The following is an 18,815-nucleotide window of genomic DNA, read 5'->3' as shown; positions in this document are numbered from 1 at the left end:
AATGGCAAAAGAAACATTCGAACGTACTAAGCCCCACGTCAACGTGGGTACCATTGGTCACGTTGACCACGGTAAAACTACCCTGACAGCGGCCCTGACGCGGGTGTGTGCTGAAGTATGGGGCGGTGAAGCGGTAGCCTTCGACGGCATCGACAACGCACCGGAAGAGCGTGAGCGCGGTATCACCATCGCGACCTCCCACGTTGAGTACGATTCTCCGAACCGTCACTACGCGCACGTTGACTGCCCCGGACACGCGGACTACGTGAAGAACATGATCACCGGTGCGGCGCAGATGGACGGCGCGATCCTGGTTTGTGGCGCCACCGACGGCCCCATGCCCCAAACTCGCGAGCACATTCTGCTGTCTCGCCAGGTAGGTGTGCCCTACATTGTGGTATTCCTGAACAAGGCAGACCTGCTGGCAGAAGATTGCGGCGGCGCCGATTCAGAAGAATACGAAGAGATGAAAGAGCTGGTCGAAATGGAGCTGCGTGAGCTGCTGGACCAGTACGAGTTCCCCGGCGACGACACGCCGATCATCTGCGGTTCCGCGCTGATGGCGCTGAACGGTGAAGACGACAACGAGCTGGGTACGACTGCGGTCAAGGCCCTGGTTGAGACCCTGGACTCGTACATCCCTGAGCCCGAGCGTGCGATTGACCAGACCTTCCTGATGCCGGTTGAAGACGTATTCTCCATCTCCGGTCGCGGTACTGTGGTCACCGGTCGTGTAGAGCGTGGCATCATCAAGGTGGGTGAAGAGATCGAGATTGTGGGTATCCGTGACACCCAGACTACCACCTGTACTGGTGTGGAGATGTTCCGCAAGCTGCTGGACGAAGGTCGTGCGGGCGAGAACGTGGGCGTACTGCTGCGTGGTACCAAGCGTGACGATGTTGAGCGTGGTCAGGTACTGGCGAAGCCGGGTACGGTAAACCCGCACACCAAGTTCGAGGCAGAGGTTTACATTCTGTCGAAGGAAGAGGGTGGTCGTCACACGCCGTTCTTCAAGGGCTACCGTCCGCAGTTCTACTTCCGGACCACTGACGTGACCGGTGCCTGTGAGCTGCCTGAGGGTGTTGAGATGGTTATGCCTGGCGACAACGTACAGATGGTTGCCACGCTGATTGCCCCGATCGCCATGGAAGAAGGCCTGCGTTTCGCGATTCGCGAAGGTGGCCGTACCGTGGGTGCTGGTGTTGTAGCCAAGATCCTCGAGTAAGGGTCGCTGCGCGACCGGGGGTCAGGCCCGCAAAGCGGCCCTGACCCCAAATCTCGACCAAGCCGAGCTGTGAAGTGCAGTTCGGCTTCGTCGTCTAGGTAAAAGATTTAGGCCAGTAGCTCAATTGGCAGAGCAGCGGTCTCCAAAACCGCAGGTTGGGGGTTCGATTCCCTCCTGGCCTGCCATTTTATGGCAGGAGCGGCGCACCGGGAGTGTGCCGTCTTCACAAAACAGGGTAGTTGTCCCGCCGGGTGGGGCGCTACGGTAAAGGAACGTTTGAATGAGTGTGGAAACAACCGCGAGCCGGTTTGACGGGCTGAAGTGGCTCGTCGTATTCGTACTGGTAGGCGCGGCGGTCGTTGGCAACAGCTACTACGCAGACCAGTCACTGCTTTACCGCGTGCTGGGTATTCTGGTGTTGGCGGCTGTGGCCGGGCTCGTTGCCCTGCAAACCGCCAAGGGCGCTGCTTTCTGGACGCTGGTAAAAGGTTCGCGAACCGAGATTCGCAAAGTGGTCTGGCCCACTCGTCAGGAAACAGTGCAAACCACGATGATTGTTGTGGTTTTCGTGTTGTTGGTGGCCTTGATGCTCTGGGGACTTGACTCGTTCCTGGGGTGGCTGGTGTCGCTGGCAATTGGATAAACAGAGTTAAGGGATAGCCGATGGCAATGCGTTGGTATGTGGTTCACGCCTATTCAGGGTATGAGAAAAAAGTTGCGGCTGCCCTGAAAGAGCGCATTGAGCTGCACGGTATGCAGGATCGCTTCGGCGAAGTACTGGTGCCCACCGAGGAAGTGGTGGAAATGCGTGGCGGCCAGAAGCGCCGCAGTGAGCGCAAGTTCTTCCCCGGCTATGTGCTGGTGCAGATGGAACTCGATGACGACTCCTGGCACCTGGTAAAGGAAACGCCGCGGGTGATGGGCTTTATCGGCGGCAAGGCTGATGCGCCGGCTCCGATTACCGAGGCGGAGGCGAATGCCATCCTGCAGCGGGTGGAACAGGGTGTTGAGGCGCCCCGCCCGAAGACAATGTTCGAGCCTGGCGAAATGGTCCGGGTTATCGACGGCCCCTTCAACGACTTCAATGGTGTTGTCGAAGAGGTCAACTACGAAAAGAGCCGCCTCAATGTGGCCGTGCTGATTTTCGGTCGTTCCACTCCGGTGGAACTGGAATTTGGTCAGGTCGAGAAGGCCTGAGCAACGGCATCGCTGCGCGGTGCGGGGTCAGGGTTTTTACTCTGACCCCAAATGTAACCCCAAATGTAAACTCATGAATGGGGAGCTTTAGTAGGCGCAAGTCGAACCAGCGTTTGAACCCGGGAGAAAAGTAATGGCTAAGAAAGTCGAAGCTTATATCAAGCTGCAGGTGCCTGCCGGCCAGGCGAACCCGAGCCCCCCCGTGGGCCCGGCACTCGGTCAGCACGGTGTGAACATCATGGAATTCTGTAAGGCGTTTAACGCCGAGACCCAGGGTACCGAGCCCGGTCTGCCGATTCCGGTTGTTATCACCGTTTACAACGACCGCTCCTTCACCTTTATCAAGAAGACGCCGCCGGCGTCTGTGCTGCTGCGCAAGGTAGCCAAGATCAAGAAGGGTTCCGGTAACCCCAACACCAACAAGGTTGGCAAGGTAACCCGTGCCCAGCTGGAAGAAGTGGCTACCCAGAAGTGGCCTGACCTGACTGCTGCCGACATGGACGCAGCCGTGCGCACAATCGCAGGCTCCGCCCGCTCTGCCGGTATTGAAACTGAGGGGGTGAACTAAGATGGCCAAGCTGAGCAAGCGCCAGAAGGCGTTCAAGGAAAAGGTTAATCCAGAGAAGGCCTACCCGCTGGAAGAGGCGGTAAGCCTGCTGAAAGAACTGGCTACTGCCAAGTTCAACGAGACGGTTGAAGTAGCGGTCAATCTCGGTATCGACGCACGTAAATCCGATCAGGCTGTTCGCGGTGCAACCACCCTGCCTCACGGTACCGGTTCCGATGTGCGTGTAGCCGTGTTCACCCAGGGCGAAGCCGCGGAAAAGGCCAAGGCTGCCGGCGCAGACCTGGTAGGCATGGAAGACCTGGCGGAGCAGATCAAGGGCGGCATGATGGACTTTGATGTTGTCATCGCTTCTCCCGATGCCATGCGCGTTGTGGGTCAGCTGGGCCAGGTACTGGGTCCCCGCGGCCTGATGCCCAACCCCAAGACAGGCACGGTAACTCCCGATGTGGAAACCGCGGTCAACAACGCCAAGGCCGGGCAGGTGCGCTACCGCACCGACAAGAACGGTATCGTTCACGGCGGCATTGGCAAAATCGATTTCGACCTGGACGCCATTCGCGGCAACCTGGAAGCAGTACTGACTGACCTGAAAAAGGCCAAGCCCGCTGCCGCCAAGGGCGTTTATATGAAGAAAATCAGCCTGAGCACCACCATGGGGCCGGGTGTCACCATCGACCAGGGGTCGTTGGAAGCGTAATTGTTGGCCCGCTCCCAAAAGGGGCGGGCTCTCATTGCTTTCCATGGATGGAAAGCGGTAGATCGGTGATGGCTTACAGGCCTGACCCGGTCCACTTTGAGGTCTTTGGACAAGGCATGGGCGAACGCCCGATTAGCTGAAAACTGAAGGCCATCAAAGACCGTAGGTGCCAACATCGATGTGGTATTTCGATCGCGGTTTAATTGAGGCTCACGCCGAAACCTACGCAGATGGTGAACGTGTTCACCACGCAGAAGCGGCAGTTACATAGATATGTGGCTGCTTAACTTAGCAATCCAGGAGTAATTCCAGTGGCAATTGGACTCGAAGACAAAAAAGCGATCGTAGCTGAAGTTAACGAGACTGCCACCAGTGCTCTGTCCCTGGTCATCGCCGACGCACGTGGCGTGACCGTGGATGGAATGACAGCTCTGCGTAAGGATGCGCGTGAAAACCAGGTGACTCTCCGTGTAGTACGGAACACCCTGGCCAAGCGTGCCCTGGAAGGAACCGAGTACGAGTGTGTTAACGACACACTGACCGGTCCCTCCCTGTTCGGATTTTCCATGGAAGATCCGGGCGCAGCGGCTCGACTCTTCAAAGACTTCTCGAAAGAGAATCAAAACTTTGAAGTCAAGGCATTGGCGGTAAGCGGCCAGATGCTGGGTGCAGAACAATTGGATGTTCTGGCTAAGCTGCCTACGCGTGATCAGGCACTCTCTATGTTGATGAGTGTTATGAAAGCGCCGGCAACCAAGCTGGTTCAGACAATGAACGAAGTACCTGGAAAACTGGTTCGCACACTCGCAGCAGTTCGCGATCAGAAGGAAGCGGCGGCGTAAGCCAAAGTTTCAACGTTTTTACAGCTAACGGAGATATATGTCATGTCTAAAGAAGACATTTTGAATGCAATCGCAGAAATGAGCGTAATGGAAGTTGTTGAGCTCATCGAAGCAATGGAAGAGAAGTTCGGTGTAACCGCTGCTGCTGCTGTTGCAGCTGCACCTGCGGCTGCTGGCGGTGACGCTGGCGCTGCTGCTGAAGAGCAGACCGAGTTTGATGTTGTACTGACCTCTGCCGGTGACAAGAAAGTTAACGTCATCAAGGTAGTACGTGCAGTCACCGGCCTGGGCCTGAAAGAAGCCAAGGGCCTGGTTGACGGCGCTCCTTCCCCCATCAAGGAAGGTGCTTCCAAGGAAGAAGCCGAAGACATCAAGAAGCAGCTGGAAGAAGCCGGCGGCGCCGCTGAACTCAAGTAAGTTCAGTGTCTGCCCGGCGCCAGCCGGGCGCGGACAAGGCTGGTGGTGCAAATGCCCACCGGCCTTTTCCCGCTTCATACAAGCAAGTTTTTGAGGCCGCAGATTGTGGTCTGATGAGTCCTGGTTACAGGGCTGGATTTAAATACGCTGGGGAGTACTGATGGCATACTCGTACACTGAGAAAAAACGCATTCGCAAGGATTTCGGCACGTTGCCGAAGGTAATGGACGTTCCTTACCTGCTTGCGATCCAATTGGATTCATACCGGAAATTCACCCAGCAGGGGGTTCCCCTCGATCAGCGCGGCGCCTATGGCTTGCACGCCGCATTCAAGTCTGTATTCCCTATTGTCAGCTACTCCGGTAACGCTGCCCTGGAGTACGTGGACTACGCACTGGGCACACCGGTGTTCGACGTTAACGAATGCCAGCTGCGGGGTGTCACCTACTCCTGCCCGCTGCGGGTGAAAGTACGCCTGATCATTTACGACAAGGATTCCTCCAACAAGACCATCAAGGATATCAAGGAGCAGGAAGTCTATATGGGGGAAATCCCCCTGATGACCGACAACGGTACCTTCGTCATCAACGGTACCGAGCGTGTGATCGTTTCCCAGCTGCATCGCTCCCCCGGCGTATTCTTTGACCACGACAAGGGCAAGACCCACTCATCGGGCAAGCTGCTGTATTCAGCCCGGGTGATTCCCTACCGTGGCTCCTGGCTGGACTTCGAGTTCGATCCCAAGGACCAGGTGTTTGTCCGTATCGACCGTCGCCGCAAACTGCCCGCGACCGTGCTGTTGCGCGCCCTGGGTTACGAGTCTGAAGAAATCCTCGACATGTTCTTCGAGACCAACACATTCCATAATGCTGGCGACGGCAACTTCACCATGACCCTGATCCCCGAGCGTCTGCGCGGTGATGTGGCCTCCTTCGATATCAAGGCCGGCAAGAAGGTTGTGGTTGAAGAGGGCCGGCGTATTACCGCCCGCCACATTCGCCAGCTGGAAGATGCCAAGATTACCGAGCTGGAAATTCCCTCCAGCTACCTGTACGGCCGTGCCCTGGCCAAGAACGTGGTCGATAAAAAGACCGGCGAGATCATCGTCGAGTGCAACACGGAACTGTCGGAAGAAGTGCTGGCCAAGCTGGAAGAGGCGGGGGTTAAAGAGATCCAGACGCTGTACACCAACGAGCTGGACTGTGGCCCGTTCATCTCCGATACCCTGCGCCAGGACACCACCCGCAACGAGCTGGAAGCGCTGGTAGAGATCTATCGGATGATGCGCCCGGGCGAGCCGCCGACCAAGGAGTCTGCTGAGAACCTGTTCCAGAACCTGTTTTTCTCCGCCGACCGCTACGACCTGTCTGCCGTCGGCCGGATGAAATTCAACCGTCGCCTGGGTCGTGAGGAAGTGATCGGCGAAGGCATCCTGGACAAGCAGGACATCGTTGACGTGCTCAAGACCCTGGTCAACATCCGTAACGGTAAGGGTATCGTCGACGACATCGATCATCTGGGTAACCGCCGTGTTCGTTCCGTGGGCGAGATGGCCGAAAACCAGTTCCGGGTGGGCCTGGTGCGGGTAGAGCGCGCCGTGAAGGAACGCCTGTCCATGGCCGAGTCCGAGGGATTGATGCCCCAGGACCTGATCAACGCCAAGCCGGTTTCGGCTGCCGTGAAGGAATTCTTCGGCTCCAGCCAGCTGTCCCAGTTTATGGACCAGAACAACCCGCTGTCAGAGGTGACCCACAAACGCCGCGTTTCCGCTCTCGGCCCGGGTGGCCTGACCCGCGAGCGTGCCGGCTTCGAGGTTCGCGACGTACACCCGACCCACTACGGCCGGGTCTGTCCGATCGAGACACCGGAAGGTCCGAACATTGGCCTGATCAACTCCCTGGCAACCTACGCCCGCACCAACGAGTATGGGTTCCTGGAGAGTCCCTACCGCAAGGTTGTGGATGGCCAGGTGACCGACCATATTGAGTTCCTGTCGGCAATTAATGAAGCTGAAAATGTCATCGCCCAGGCCTCTGCGCCGCTGGACGAGGACAATCGCTTTACCGATGAACTGATTAACGTCCGCTACCTGAACGAATTTACCGTGAAGGCGCCGGAAGACGTCAACTACATGGATGTATCGCCCAAGCAGGTGGTTTCTGTGGCCGCGGCGCTGATCCCGTTCCTCGAGCACGATGACGCCAACCGCGCCCTGATGGGCTCCAACATGCAGCGCCAGGCGGTACCGACCCTGTCCAGCGACAAGCCCCTGGTCGGTACCGGCATGGAGCGCTACGTGGCCGCCGATTCAGGTGTGTGTGTGGTTGCCAACCGTCCCGGCGTGATCGATTCCGTTGACGCCAGTCGCATCGTGGTGCGGGTCAACGACAATGACGTGGGTGTGGACGAGGCTCCGGTCGATATCTACAACCTGACCAAGTACACCCGTTCCAACCAGAACACCTGTATCAACCAGCGTCCTATCGTCAAACAGGGCGATGCGGTAGCCCGCGGCGATATTCTCGCTGACGGACCTTCCATCGACATGGGTGAACTGGCCCTGGGCCAGAACATGCGCATCGCGTTCATGCCCTGGAACGGCTACAACTTCGAGGACTCCATCCTGGTGTCAGAGCGCGTGGTGAAAGAAGATCGCTTCACCACTATCCACATCCAGGAGCTGACCTGTATTGCCCGCGATACCAAGCTGGGGCCCGAGGAAATTTCCGCGGATATTCCCAACGTCGGTGAGAGCGCACTGAGCAAGCTGGATGAATCCGGTATCGTTTATATCGGAGCCGAGGTTGATGCCGGCGATATCCTGGTGGGTAAAGTAACCCCCAAGGGTGAGACCCAGCTGACCCCGGAAGAGAAGCTGCTGCGCGCCATCTTTGGCGAGAAGGCGTCCGATGTGAAGGACACCTCCCTGCGGGTTCCCTCCAGCACCAAGGGCACGGTTATCGACGTGCAGGTCTTCACCCGGGATGGCCTGGAGAAAGACCAGCGCGCCCAGCAGATCGAAAAGCACCAGCTGGACGAGTACCGCAAGGACCTCAAGGAAGAGTACCGTATCTTCGAAGAGGCCACCTTTGCGCGCCTGGCTAACCTGATCAAGAACAAAGCCACCGTGTCCGGCGGCGGCCTGACCAAGGGCACCAAGCTGACCGAGAAAGTGCTGGCTGAACTGGATCGCGAACAGTGGTTCAAGCTGAAACTGTCCGACGCCGAGCTCAATGAAGCCCTGGCCTCTGCCCAGCGCCAGCTGGAAGAGCAGACCAGGCTGCTGGAGGAGCGCTTCGAAATCAAGAAGGGCAAACTGCAGTCCGGCGACGACCTGGCTCCCGGCGTGCTCAAAATCGTCAAGGTTTACCTGGCGATCAAGCGTCGCATCCAGCCCGGCGACAAAATGGCAGGCCGTCACGGCAACAAGGGTGTTATCTCGGTGATCATGCCGATTGAGGACATGCCCCACGATGAACACGGCGAGCCGGTAGACATCGTGCTCAACCCGCTGGGTGTACCCTCGCGGATGAACGTGGGCCAGATTCTGGAAACCCACCTGGGTATGGCAGCGAAGGGGCTTGGCAACAAGATCAACGCCATGCTCGAGGAGCAGAAGAAGGTCGCCGAGGTACGCAAGTTCCTCGAAAAGATCTACAACAATGGCGCCGGTCGGGAAGAGGACATCAATTCCCTGTCCGACGAGGAAGTCATGGAACTGGCCGCCAACCTCGGTGATGGCGTCCCCATGGCGACCCCCGTCTTCGACGGCGCCGCTGAAGACTCGATCAAGGACCTGCTGAAGCTGGCAGACCTGCCGGAGTCCGGTCAGTTCACCCTGTACGACGGTCGTACCGGCGAAGCCTTTGATCGCCAGGTAACTGTGGGTTACATGTACATGCTGAAGCTGAACCACCTGGTGGACGACAAGATGCACGCCCGTTCCACCGGTTCCTACAGCCTGGTTACCCAGCAGCCGCTGGGTGGTAAGGCGCAGTTCGGTGGCCAGCGCTTCGGTGAGATGGAAGTGTGGGCTCTGGAGGCTTACGGTGCGGCATACACCCTGCAGGAAATGCTGACGGTGAAATCCGACGACGTGGCCGGCCGGACCAAGATGTACAAGAACATCGTTGATGGTGATCATCGCATGGAGCCGGGCATGCCCGAATCCTTCAATGTGCTGGTTAAGGAAATCCGTTCCCTCGGTATCGATATCGAGCTTGAGAGCGAGTAATTAACCAGCGAATTTGCGGAGGAAATACCTTGAAAGACTTACTTAACCTGCTGAAATCCCAGGGACAGACAGAGGAATTTGACGCCATTCGCATTGGTCTGGCGTCCCCGGAGATGATCCGTTCCTGGTCTTTCGGCGAAGTGAAAAAGCCCGAGACCATCAACTACCGTACCTTCAAGCCGGAGCGGGATGGCCTGTTCTGCGCCAAGATCTTTGGCCCGGTAAAGGACTATGAGTGTCTGTGCGGCAAGTACAAGCGCCTCAAGCACCGCGGTGTGATCTGTGAAAAGTGCGGTGTAGAAGTTGCGCTGGCCAAGGTGCGTCGTGAGCGCATGGGCCACATCGAACTGGCGAGCCCGGTGGCCCACATCTGGTTCCTCAAGTCGCTGCCTTCCCGTATCGGCCTGCTGCTGGACATGACCCTGCGCGACATCGAGCGCGTTCTGTACTTCGAAAGCTACGTGGTCACCGACCCGGGTATGACTACCCTGGAACAGGGCCAGCTGCTGTCCGATGAACAGTATTACGAGGCGATGGAAGAGTTTGGCGATGAATTTACCGCCAAGATGGGCGCCGAGGCTGTCCAGGACCTGATGATGCAGTTGGACCTGGAGCAGGAAGTTGCCCAGTTGCGTGAAGAGATTCCCGCGACCAACTCCGAGACCAAGATCAAGAAGCTGTCCAAGCGCCTCAAGCTGATGGAAGCCTTCGCCAATTCCGGCAACAAGCCGGAGTGGATGGTGCTCAACGCGCTGCCCGTGCTGCCGCCGGACCTGCGTCCGCTGGTACCGCTGGACGGTGGCCGTTTTGCGACCTCTGACCTGAACGACCTGTATCGTCGGGTGATCAACCGTAACAACCGCCTCAAGCGGCTGCTGGACCTGAACGCGCCGGACATCATCGTGCGCAACGAGAAGCGCATGCTGCAGGAGTCTGTGGATGCACTGCTGGATAACGGTCGGCGCGGTCGTGCCATTACCGGCTCCAACAAGCGCCCGCTGAAGTCGCTGGCCGACATGATCAAGGGCAAGCAGGGACGTTTCCGCCAGAACCTGCTGGGTAAGCGTGTGGACTACTCCGGTCGTTCGGTGATCGTGGTAGGTCCCACCCTGCGTTTGCACCAGTGTGGCCTGCCCAAGAAGATGGCCCTGGAGCTGTTCAAGCCGTTTATCTTCGGCAAGCTGGAAGCTCGCGGCCTGGCGACCACCATCAAGGCCGCCAAGAAGATGGTCGAGCGCGAGCCGCCGGAAGTGTGGGATATTCTCGCCGAGGTCATCCGTGAGCACCCGGTCCTGTTGAACCGCGCCCCCACGCTGCACCGACTCGGTATCCAGGCGTTTGAGCCGGTACTGATTGAAGGTAAGGCGATCCAGCTGCACCCGCTGGTGTGTGCGGCCTATAACGCGGACTTCGACGGCGACCAGATGGCGGTGCACGTGCCGCTGACCCTGGAAGCGCAGCTGGAAGCGCGCGCACTGATGATGTCGACCAACAACATCCTGTCGCCCGCCAACGGTGAGCCCATTATCGTACCGTCCCAGGACGTTGTACTGGGTCTGTACTACATGACCCGAGAGCGCATCAACGCCAAGGGCGAGGGCACCCTGTTCGCCAACGTCTCCGAAGTGCACCGCGCCTATGTTGCCGGCCACGTGCACCTGCAGGCGCGGGTCAAGGTGCGTGTCACCGAGGTGGTGGTCCAGGACGAGGGCGAGCCCGTGGAGCGGACCTTTATCGCCGATACGACTGTCGGCCGCGCCCTGCTGTGGGAAATTGTCCCCGAAGGACTGGCCTTTGACATGGTCAACAGGGACATGGCCAAGAAAGCCATTTCCCAGATCATCAACCAGTGCTATCGCGCGGTTGGACTCAAGGCCACGGTTATCTTCGCCGACCGCCTGATGTATACCGGTTACGAGTACTCCACCCGTTCCGGCTCTTCCATCGGTGTGAATGACTTCGAAATTCCCGCCGAGAAAGCCGGCCTGATCGAAAGTGCCGAAGCCGAGGTCCTGGAGATCGAGGAGCAGTACGCCGCCGGTCTGGTCACCCAGGGTGAGAAATACAACAAGGTGATCGACATCTGGTCACGCGCCAACGACCTGGTCTCCAAGTCGATGATGGAAGGCCTGTCCAAGGAAACCGTGATCAACCGGGATGGCGAGGAAGAGGAGCAGGCATCCTTCAACTCGGTGTACATATACGCCGACTCCGGTGCCCGGGGTTCCCCCGCGCAGATTCGCCAGCTGGCCGGTATGCGTGGCCTGATGGCCAAGCCCGACGGCTCCATCATCGAAACGCCCATCGTGGCCAACTTCCGTGAGGGCCTGAACGTACTGCAGTACTTTATCTCCACCCACGGTGCTCGTAAGGGTCTGGCGGATACCGCCCTCAAGACCGCGAACTCCGGTTACCTGACCCGTCGCCTGGTTGATGTGGCTCAGGATCTGGTGGTGACCGAGGAAGACTGTGGCGCCGACGCCGGTGTCCTGATGACCCCGGTCATCGACGGTGGCGACATCATCGAATCACTGGGTGACCGGGTGCTGGGCCGAATCGTTGCCCGCGATGTCATGAAGCCCGGATCCGAGGACGAGATCGCCATTACCGCCGGCACCATGCTGGACGAGCTGTGGATCAAGCGCCTGGAGGAGATGGGTATCGACGAGATCGAGGTGCGCTCCCCGATCACCTGTGAGACGCGTCACGGTATCTGTAGCGCCTGTTATGGTCGCGACCTGGCTCGAGGCCACCGCGTCAACATGGGTGAGGCTATCGGTGTTGTGGCAGCACAGTCTATCGGTGAGCCGGGTACCCAGCTGACCATGCGTACCTTCCACATTGGTGGTGCGGCCTCCCGGGCGACAGCCCAGGACAACATCCAGGTGCTGAACGACGGTACGGTTCGTATCCACAACCTGAAGACCGTCGAAAACACCGACGGCAACCTGGTGGCGGTAAGTCGCTCCGGTGAACTGTCGGTACTGGATACCCGCGGGCGCGAGCGCGAGCGCTACAAGCTGCCCTACGGTGCCGTATTGAAAGTCAAGGACAACGAGAAAATCACCGCTGGCGCCATTGTTGCCAACTGGGATCCCCACACCCACCCCATCATCACCGAGGTGGCCGGTACCGTGAAGTTCAGCGGTATGGAAGAGGGTATTACCATCAAGCGCCAGACCGATGAACTGACTGGCCTGTCCTCGATCTCGGTCATGGATGCAGCGGAACGCCCCGCGGCCGGCAAGGACATTCGTCCTGCGGTAAGCCTGGTGGACGACAAGGGCGAGGAACTGTGCCTGGCAGGTACCAACGTGCCCGCCCACTACTTCCTGCCGCCGCACGCCATGGTGAGCATGGAAAACGGTGCCCAGATCGGTGCCGGTGACGTCATTGCCCGGATTCCGCAGGAAGGTTCCAAGACCCGCGACATTACCGGTGGTCTGCCCCGTGTTGCCGACCTGTTCGAAGCGCGTAAGCCGAAAGAACCCGCCATCCTGGCGGAAATCTCCGGTACCGTTTCCTTCGGCAAGGAAACCAAGGGCAAGCGTCGCCTGGTGATTACCCCAACCGACGGCAAGCCGCTGCCGGATGGCTCGGATCACTACGAGGCTCTGATTCCCAAGTGGCGCAACATGAGCGTGTTCGAGGGTGAATCTGTGGAGAAAGGTGAAGTGGTCTCTGAAGGACCACCCAATCCCCACGATATCCTGCGCCTGAAGGGCATCGAGGAACTGGCCAAGTACATCGTCAACGAGATCCAGGAGGTTTACCGCCTGCAGGGTGTGAAGATCAACGACAAGCACATCGAGGTGATTGTTCGCCAGATGTTGCGCAAGGTGATCATTTCTTCCAGTGGCGATTCCAGCCTGATCAAGGGCGAGCAGGTGGAGTACACCACCCTGCTGGAAGAGAACGAGCGCCTGCAGGCGGAGGGGTTGATTCCCGCCACCGGTGAGCGTGAACTACTGGGTATCACCAAGGCCTCGCTGGCTACCGAGAGCTTCATCTCCGCGGCCTCCTTCCAGGAGACCACCCGCGTACTGACCGAAGCTGCGGTAACCGGCAAGCGCGATTACCTGCGCGGTCTCAAGGAGAACGTGGTTGTCGGCCGCCTGATCCCCGCCGGTACCGGCCTTGCCTACCACGAGGAGCGCAAGCGCAGCCGCGATGCCGATTCCGAGATGGCAGTTTCTGCCCAGGAAATCGAAGCGGCACTGACCGAGGCATTGCAGGCGGACAGCTAGGCAATTCGCTGACCTCCCGATACCAGGGGCGATGGGTAAAACCCATCGCCCTTTTTTTGTTTAATGAATCCACAGCTGCAATAAACAAGGCCCCGCAGCGAAGGCCATGTGGCCTTGCAGGTTGGCCGGGTCGGGAATCCAGCCCTCAAAGCCGAGCGCCGCCAGTCGTGGTGCCAGGTCGGTATAGTTGTCATCGTTAATCCAGGCCAGCATTTCCTCATCGGAAATGGCTACCACGGTTTTGCTGCGGTGCTCAAACCGCTTTGACCAGTGGTTGCTCAGGCCGACATCGCTGACAGCTGTGGTTACCCGCAGCTTGAAAAAACGGGAAACTGGGCTAGGGTTAAAAGCGTGTCGGGGCAGAGACGTCCACTCGGGGAAATATTCCTGGAGGGAGAGATTTGCCATGAACAAGGTACCAGCCGCCTCGGTGGCGTTTGCATTTGCCGCCATGCTCAGCTACGGACAAGCTGTCAGTGCCCAGGGAGGGCCGGTTAAAGCCGCTCCGGTGGATTTCAGGGCCTGCTCTTTCCGCGAGGGAAAGGGCATGAAGGATCTGGATCGGATTTCGGAGAAATTCCGCGATTATGCCAGTGAACACGACTTCAATTACGCCGCCTGGACGCTGATTCCCCAGTTCCAGAGTGCGGTTCCCTACGATATAGGCTGGTTGGGCGCATGGCCCAGCAATGAGGCCTTCGGTATCAGCATGGAAAAGTGGATGACGACCGGCAAGGAACTGGCCGGGGAATTCAATGAGGTGATGGACTGCGGCAGCCGCCATGAACTGGCGTTGTGGGTGCCGGTTACCGCGGCTGAGTCTACGCCCGAGGAAGGGGTTTTGATGATCTCTCGCTGCGCCCTCCTTGACGGTAAAACCAATGACGACGCCTACCAGGCCCATATCGCGTTTGGCAATCACATGCGCGGTCTGGGGTCCATGGCCTCCTCCTGGCTGTTCTACCCGACGATGGGCACGGTAAGCGCCGACTTCGACTATTACCATGCGGTTGCGTTCTACCGCTATTCTGATTTTGGTGCGGCCCTGGAGTTGTACTCCAACGGGGGCGGCTACCAGGTGGCGCAGGAAACCCTGGAAACCGTCTCAGATTGCACCACACCCATCCTCTTCGATGCGCTCAATGTACGCGCCTTCGACGAGCGTTGACCCGAATTGCCCGCCATGGTGGCGGGCCTGCTGTACCCGTAACGATAAGAGGAAACGGATATGAAATTTCTATGGAAGATAGTGGTACCAGTACTGGGGGCTTGCAGCCTGCTTTTGGGGCAGGCAGCGACCGCCCAGGACGACGGCGCGGTGGTTCCGGTGGAGTGGTTTTCCTGTAACTTCAGGGACGGTAAGGACCTGGAAGACCTGGACAAGGTTAACGCCAGGTTCAATAAATGGGCGGACAAGAACGATTCCGGCTACTCCGCCTGGTTGATGTTCCCCAACCTGCACAGTGGCGTGGAGTTTGACCTGGGCTGGCTGGGATCCTGGCCCAGTGGCGCGGATTTCGGCAAGGGTATGGATGCCTTCATGCAGTCGCCGGAGCTGATGGATGCCTTCAACGAGGTGGTCGACTGCAGTATCGGCCATGGAATGGCCAGCTCCGCGGTGATCAATGCTCCGGATGGGCCGCCGGATAATGGCGTCGTCATTTTTTCCTCCTGCACCCACAAGGAAGGCAAAAGCTTTGATGATTCCTTTGGCGCCCACAAAGCCATGTCCGAAGCCATGCAAGGCATGGGCAGCAAGGGGGCGTCCTGGCTTTTCTATCCGGGGCTTGGTAGCAACGTCGACTTCGACTACTGGCAGGTGATTGCCTTCAAGAACTATTCGGATCTTGGTCTGACCACCGAGATGTACACCAATGGTGGTGGTTGGAAGAAGGCTGCTGAGATTCTCGGTCCCGTCGTTTCCTGTGGTGGAACCAGCGTCTGGGACGCGCGGTTGGTCCGGGCGGGTACCACTCGCTGATCTGCTCACGGATTAACGGACACAAAAAAGCCGGCCTTATGGCCGGCTTTTTTGTGGTTAGCCGCGCTCAGCCGTTGGCCTTGCGCGCTTTCACTTCAGCGATCACTTCTTCCGCCACCGCCTGCGGGCAGGGCAGGTAGTGAGAGAACTCCATGGAGAACTGGCCGCGACCAGAGGTCATGGTGCGCAGGTGGCCGATATAGCCGAACATTTCTGACAGGGGTACGTCCGCCTTGATGCGCACGCCGGTGGCGCCGGCGTCCTGGTCCTTGATCATGCCGCGGCGGCGGTTGAGGTCACCGATCACGTCACCCACGTGGTCGTCTGGGGTAAACACGTCTACTTTCATGATGGGTTCGATCAGCTGTGCGCCGGCCTTGGGCATGGACTGGCGGAAGGCGCCTTTCGCGGCCAGCTCGAAGGCGATGGCTGAGGAGTCAACGGCGTGGAAGCCACCGTCGTACAGCTCGACCTCGACATCCAGCACCGGGAAGCCGGCCACGGGACCTTCGGCCATCATTCCCGCAAAGCCCTTCTCGATAGCCGGGAAGAACTCCTTGGGCACGTTGCCGCCCACGACAGTGGAAGTGAACTGGAAGCCGGAGCCGGGCTCGCCGGGCTTGATCCGGTAGTCGATCTTACCAAACTGGCCGGAACCACCGGACTGCTTCTTGTGGGTGTAGGAGTCGTCCACTTCCTGGGTGATGGTTTCGCGGTAGGCGACCTGCGGCTTGCCCACGTCCAGCTCAACACCGTAGGTACGCTTGAGAATGTCCACCTTCACATCCAGGTGCAGTTCGCCCATGCCCTTGAGGATGGTCTCGCCGGAGTCCTCGTCGGTCTCGACGCGGAAGGAGGGATCCTCGGCCACCATCTTGCCGATGGCGATGCCCATTTTCTCGGCGCCGCCCTTGTCCTTGGGGGCAACGGCAATGGAGATAACCGGGTCGGGGAAGACCATGGCTTCCAGGGTGCAGGGGTGCTTGGGGTCGCACAGGGTGTGGCCGGTCTGCACATTTTTCATACCGACGATGGCGATGATGTCGCCGGCCTGGGCCTTGTCGAGCTCGTTGCGGTCGTTGGCGTGCATTTCCACCATGCGGCCGATACGCTCGGTTTTGCCGGTGAAGGAGTTGAGGATGGTGTCACCCTTGTTCAGCCTGCCGGAGTAGAGACGCACGAAGGTCAGGGCGCCAAAACGGTCGTCCATGATCTTGAAGGCCAGGGCGCGCAGGGGCTCGTCTGCCGATACAGTGGCAACTTCACCAGTGGGCTCGCCTTCTTCGTCGGTCAGCGGCTGGGGGTCAACCTCGGTGGGGCTGGGCAGGTAGTCGACCACGGCGTCCAGCACCAGTTGTACGCCCTTGTCCTTGAACGCGGAGCCACAGTAGGTGGGGAAGAAGTCCAGCTTGCGGGTGCCTTCACGGATGCAGCGCTTGATGTCGTCAATGGCCGGCTCGTTACCGTCCAGATAGGCTTCCATCAGGTCGTCGTCCTGCTCGACGGCGGTTTCAATCAGCTTCTCGCGCCACTCTTCAATGAGGTCGGCCATATCTTCGGGCGCGTCCTCAATCTGGTAGTTATCCGGGTCGTTGGGATCAGGCCAGATATGCGCCTTGCGGGTCAGCAGGTCTACCACGCCGGTGAACTCGTCCTCGCGGCCGATGGGCAGCACCATGACCAGCGGGTTGGCGCCCAGCACGTCTTCCACCTGCTTTACCACGCGGTAGAAGTCGGCACCCACGCGGTCGAGCTTGTTGACGAAGATGATGCGGGAGACTTCAGATTCGTTGGCATAGCGCCAGTTGGTCTCGGACTGGGGCTCAACGCCGCCAGAACCGCAGAATACGCCCACGCCGCCGTCGAGCACTTTCAGCGAGCGGTAAACTTCCACGGTGAAGTCCACGTGTCCAGGGGTGTCGATGATGTTGAGGCGGTGGTCTTTCCAGAAGCAGGTGGTGGCAGCTGACTGAATGGTAATACCGCGCTCCTGCTCCTGCTCCATGAAGTCCGTGGTGGCCTGGCCGTCGTGTACTTCACCGGTCTTGTGGATCTTGCCGGTGAGCTTGAGGATACGCTCGGTTGTGGTGGTTTTACCCGCGTCAACGTGGGCGAAAATACCAATATTTCGATAGAGGGATAAATCAGACATTGTTGCTCTCGATTGATTAATGTTTGGCCAAAAAAATTGGGCGCTAGAGTACAGCAAAAAGCCTTCTATTGGGAGCACTATCGGTGGGTATTTCAACGGTATTTAGTCCCATTCTGCTACTGAAATTGATATCGGTGCCGGCTTGACTCCCCCAGCGGGCATCTATAGAATGCCGCCTCCTCTTTTTGGGGGTGCCTTCGTGCGTCTGTATATACAGACAATTGCAACGGCGGCGACCACAGCGGGGGGGCATGGCTGCAACGCCATGAAATACAACATATTTTTGGAGTTCTAACTGAATGGCAACGATCAACCAATTGGTTCGTAAGCCCAGGAAGCGCAAAGTAGAAAAGAGCGACGTACCTGCCCTGCAAAGCTGTCCGCAGCGCCGCGGTGTGTGTACTCGCGTCTACACCACTACGCCGAAGAAACCGAACTCTGCACTGCGTAAGGTATGTCGTGTTCGCCTGACCAACGGTTACGAGGTTTCCTCGTACATCGGTGGTGAGGGTCACAACCTGCAGGAGCACAGTGTAGTTCTGATTCGCGGTGGACGTGTGAAGGACTTGCCCGGTGTGCGTTATCACACCGTACGTGGCAGCCTGGACACCTCTGGAGTCTCTGACCGTCGTAACGGTCGCTCCAAGTACGGTGCCAAGCGACCCAAGTAAGTTCGCAAGCGATAGCTGGCTGAAGATGTAAGTAAGGCCGAACCCCTGCCTCCCCCGCATTTGTGGCAGGTCGGTGTTCGGGTCAACCTGAAGAGATAGGAAGGCTTAAAATGCCCAGAAGACGAGTAGTCGCCAAGCGCGAAGTTCTGCCGGATCCCAAATTCGGCAACGTGACTTTGGCAAAGTTCATGAACCACGTAATGATCAGTGGTAAAAAATCCGTTGCAGAGACCATTGTTTATGGTGCCCTGGACATTGTTCAGGAAAAGCTGAACAAGGACCCCCTGGAAGCCTTTGACGAGGCGCTGGAAAATATCGCTCCCATGGTGGAAGTAAAGTCCCGCCGTGTGGGTGGTGCGACCTACCAGGTGCCGGTTGAAGTGCGTCCTGCCCGCCGTGTAGCGCTGTCCATGCGCTGGCTGGTGGAATACGCCCGTAATCGTGGTGAGAAGTCCATGCGTCAGCGTCTGGCTGGCGAGATCATCGACGCCTCCCAGGGTAAAGGTAATGCCGTGAAGAAGCGTGAAGATGTTCACCGCATGGCAGAAGCGAACAAGGCGTTCTCTCACTACCGTTTCTAGGCA

General features: G+C 58.5%; 15 protein-coding genes and 1 tRNA gene. 14 read left to right on the top strand and 2 right to left on the bottom strand.

Annotation, left to right across the window (positions count from 1 at the left end):
• Nucleotide 1 precedes the first annotated feature (1 nt).
• From tuf to rpoC, 10 genes are all read left to right on the top strand, one after another.
• Complete coding sequence (tuf, locus tag E2F43_RS14240) at nt 2–1,225, top strand: elongation factor Tu (protein WP_133213798.1); 1,224 nt, start codon at nt 2–4, stop codon at nt 1,223–1,225.
• Between the two features lie 109 nt (nt 1,226–1,334).
• Nucleotides 1,335–1,410: transfer RNA gene (locus tag E2F43_RS14235), tRNA-Trp, on the top strand.
• A 95-nt stretch (nt 1,411–1,505) separates the two neighbouring features.
• Nucleotides 1,506–1,868 carry a preprotein translocase subunit SecE gene (secE, locus tag E2F43_RS14230; RefSeq protein ID WP_133213796.1) on the top strand — a complete coding sequence of 121 codons (363 nt, stop codon included), beginning with the start codon at nt 1,506–1,508 and terminating at the stop codon, nt 1,866–1,868.
• Between the two features lie 20 nt (nt 1,869–1,888).
• Nucleotides 1,889–2,422: a transcription termination/antitermination protein NusG gene (gene nusG / locus E2F43_RS14225; RefSeq protein WP_133213794.1), complete on the top strand. Its 534-nt coding sequence runs from the start codon at nt 1,889–1,891 to the stop codon at nt 2,420–2,422.
• A 133-nt stretch (nt 2,423–2,555) separates the two neighbouring features.
• Nucleotides 2,556–2,990, top strand: a complete 435-nt coding sequence (gene rplK / locus E2F43_RS14220; protein ID WP_133213792.1) for a 50S ribosomal protein L11 — start codon at nt 2,556–2,558, stop codon at nt 2,988–2,990.
• A 1-nt stretch (nt 2,991) separates the two neighbouring features.
• Complete coding sequence (gene rplA / locus E2F43_RS14215; RefSeq protein WP_133213790.1) at nt 2,992–3,687, top strand: 50S ribosomal protein L1; 696 nt, start codon at nt 2,992–2,994, stop codon at nt 3,685–3,687.
• 311 nt (nt 3,688–3,998) lie between these two features.
• Nucleotides 3,999–4,529 carry a 50S ribosomal protein L10 gene (gene rplJ, locus E2F43_RS14210; protein WP_133213788.1) on the top strand — a complete coding sequence of 177 codons (531 nt, stop codon included), beginning with the start codon at nt 3,999–4,001 and terminating at the stop codon, nt 4,527–4,529.
• Between the two features lie 42 nt (nt 4,530–4,571).
• Nucleotides 4,572–4,946, top strand: a complete 375-nt coding sequence (rplL, locus tag E2F43_RS14205) for a 50S ribosomal protein L7/L12 (protein WP_133213786.1) — start codon at nt 4,572–4,574, stop codon at nt 4,944–4,946.
• A 160-nt stretch (nt 4,947–5,106) separates the two neighbouring features.
• Nucleotides 5,107–9,180 carry a DNA-directed RNA polymerase subunit beta gene (rpoB, locus tag E2F43_RS14200; RefSeq protein ID WP_133213784.1) on the top strand — a complete coding sequence of 1,358 codons (4,074 nt, stop codon included), beginning with the start codon at nt 5,107–5,109 and terminating at the stop codon, nt 9,178–9,180.
• A gap of 29 nt (nt 9,181–9,209) precedes the next feature.
• The gene (gene rpoC, locus E2F43_RS14195) at nt 9,210–13,427 is read left to right on the top strand and encodes a DNA-directed RNA polymerase subunit beta' (RefSeq protein ID WP_133213782.1); all 4,218 of its coding nucleotides are present in this window, start codon (nt 9,210–9,212) and stop codon (nt 13,425–13,427) included.
• 60 nt (nt 13,428–13,487) lie between these two features.
• Here rpoC and E2F43_RS14190 read toward each other — a convergent pair whose 3' ends face one another.
• Nucleotides 13,488–13,835 (bottom strand): hypothetical protein, encoded by a 348-nt coding sequence (locus E2F43_RS14190; RefSeq protein ID WP_133213780.1) that lies wholly within the window; start codon nt 13,833–13,835, stop codon nt 13,488–13,490.
• On the opposite strand from E2F43_RS14190, the gene E2F43_RS14185 reads away from it, so the two are divergent.
• Both E2F43_RS14185 and E2F43_RS14180 read left to right on the top strand, forming a co-directional pair.
• Nucleotides 13,834–14,595 carry a hypothetical protein gene (locus tag E2F43_RS14185; RefSeq protein WP_133213778.1) on the top strand — a complete coding sequence of 254 codons (762 nt, stop codon included), beginning with the start codon at nt 13,834–13,836 and terminating at the stop codon, nt 14,593–14,595. The genes E2F43_RS14190 and E2F43_RS14185 overlap by 2 nt on opposite strands.
• A gap of 60 nt (nt 14,596–14,655) precedes the next feature.
• Nucleotides 14,656–15,408 (top strand): hypothetical protein, encoded by a 753-nt coding sequence (locus E2F43_RS14180; protein WP_133213776.1) that lies wholly within the window; start codon nt 14,656–14,658, stop codon nt 15,406–15,408.
• Nucleotides 15,409–15,475: 67 nt separating this feature from the next.
• On the opposite strand, the gene fusA is transcribed toward E2F43_RS14180, so the two are convergent.
• Complete coding sequence (gene fusA / locus E2F43_RS14175) at nt 15,476–17,560, bottom strand: elongation factor G (RefSeq protein ID WP_133213774.1); 2,085 nt, start codon at nt 17,558–17,560, stop codon at nt 15,476–15,478.
• A gap of 299 nt (nt 17,561–17,859) precedes the next feature.
• Between fusA and rpsL the strand changes: the two genes are divergently transcribed.
• Both rpsL and rpsG read left to right on the top strand, forming a co-directional pair.
• Nucleotides 17,860–18,231 (top strand): 30S ribosomal protein S12, encoded by a 372-nt coding sequence (rpsL, locus tag E2F43_RS14170; protein ID WP_117319674.1) that lies wholly within the window; start codon nt 17,860–17,862, stop codon nt 18,229–18,231.
• Between the two features lie 110 nt (nt 18,232–18,341).
• The gene (gene rpsG / locus E2F43_RS14165; protein ID WP_133213772.1) at nt 18,342–18,812 is read left to right on the top strand and encodes a 30S ribosomal protein S7; all 471 of its coding nucleotides are present in this window, start codon (nt 18,342–18,344) and stop codon (nt 18,810–18,812) included.
• The last annotated feature ends 3 nt before the right edge of the window (nt 18,813–18,815 follow it).

It is taken from the genome of Seongchinamella unica, from assembly GCF_004354085.1.
Lineage (GTDB): Bacteria > Pseudomonadota > Gammaproteobacteria > Pseudomonadales > Halieaceae > Halioglobus > Halioglobus unicus.
This window is presented reverse-complemented; position numbering and strand designations above follow the sequence as displayed.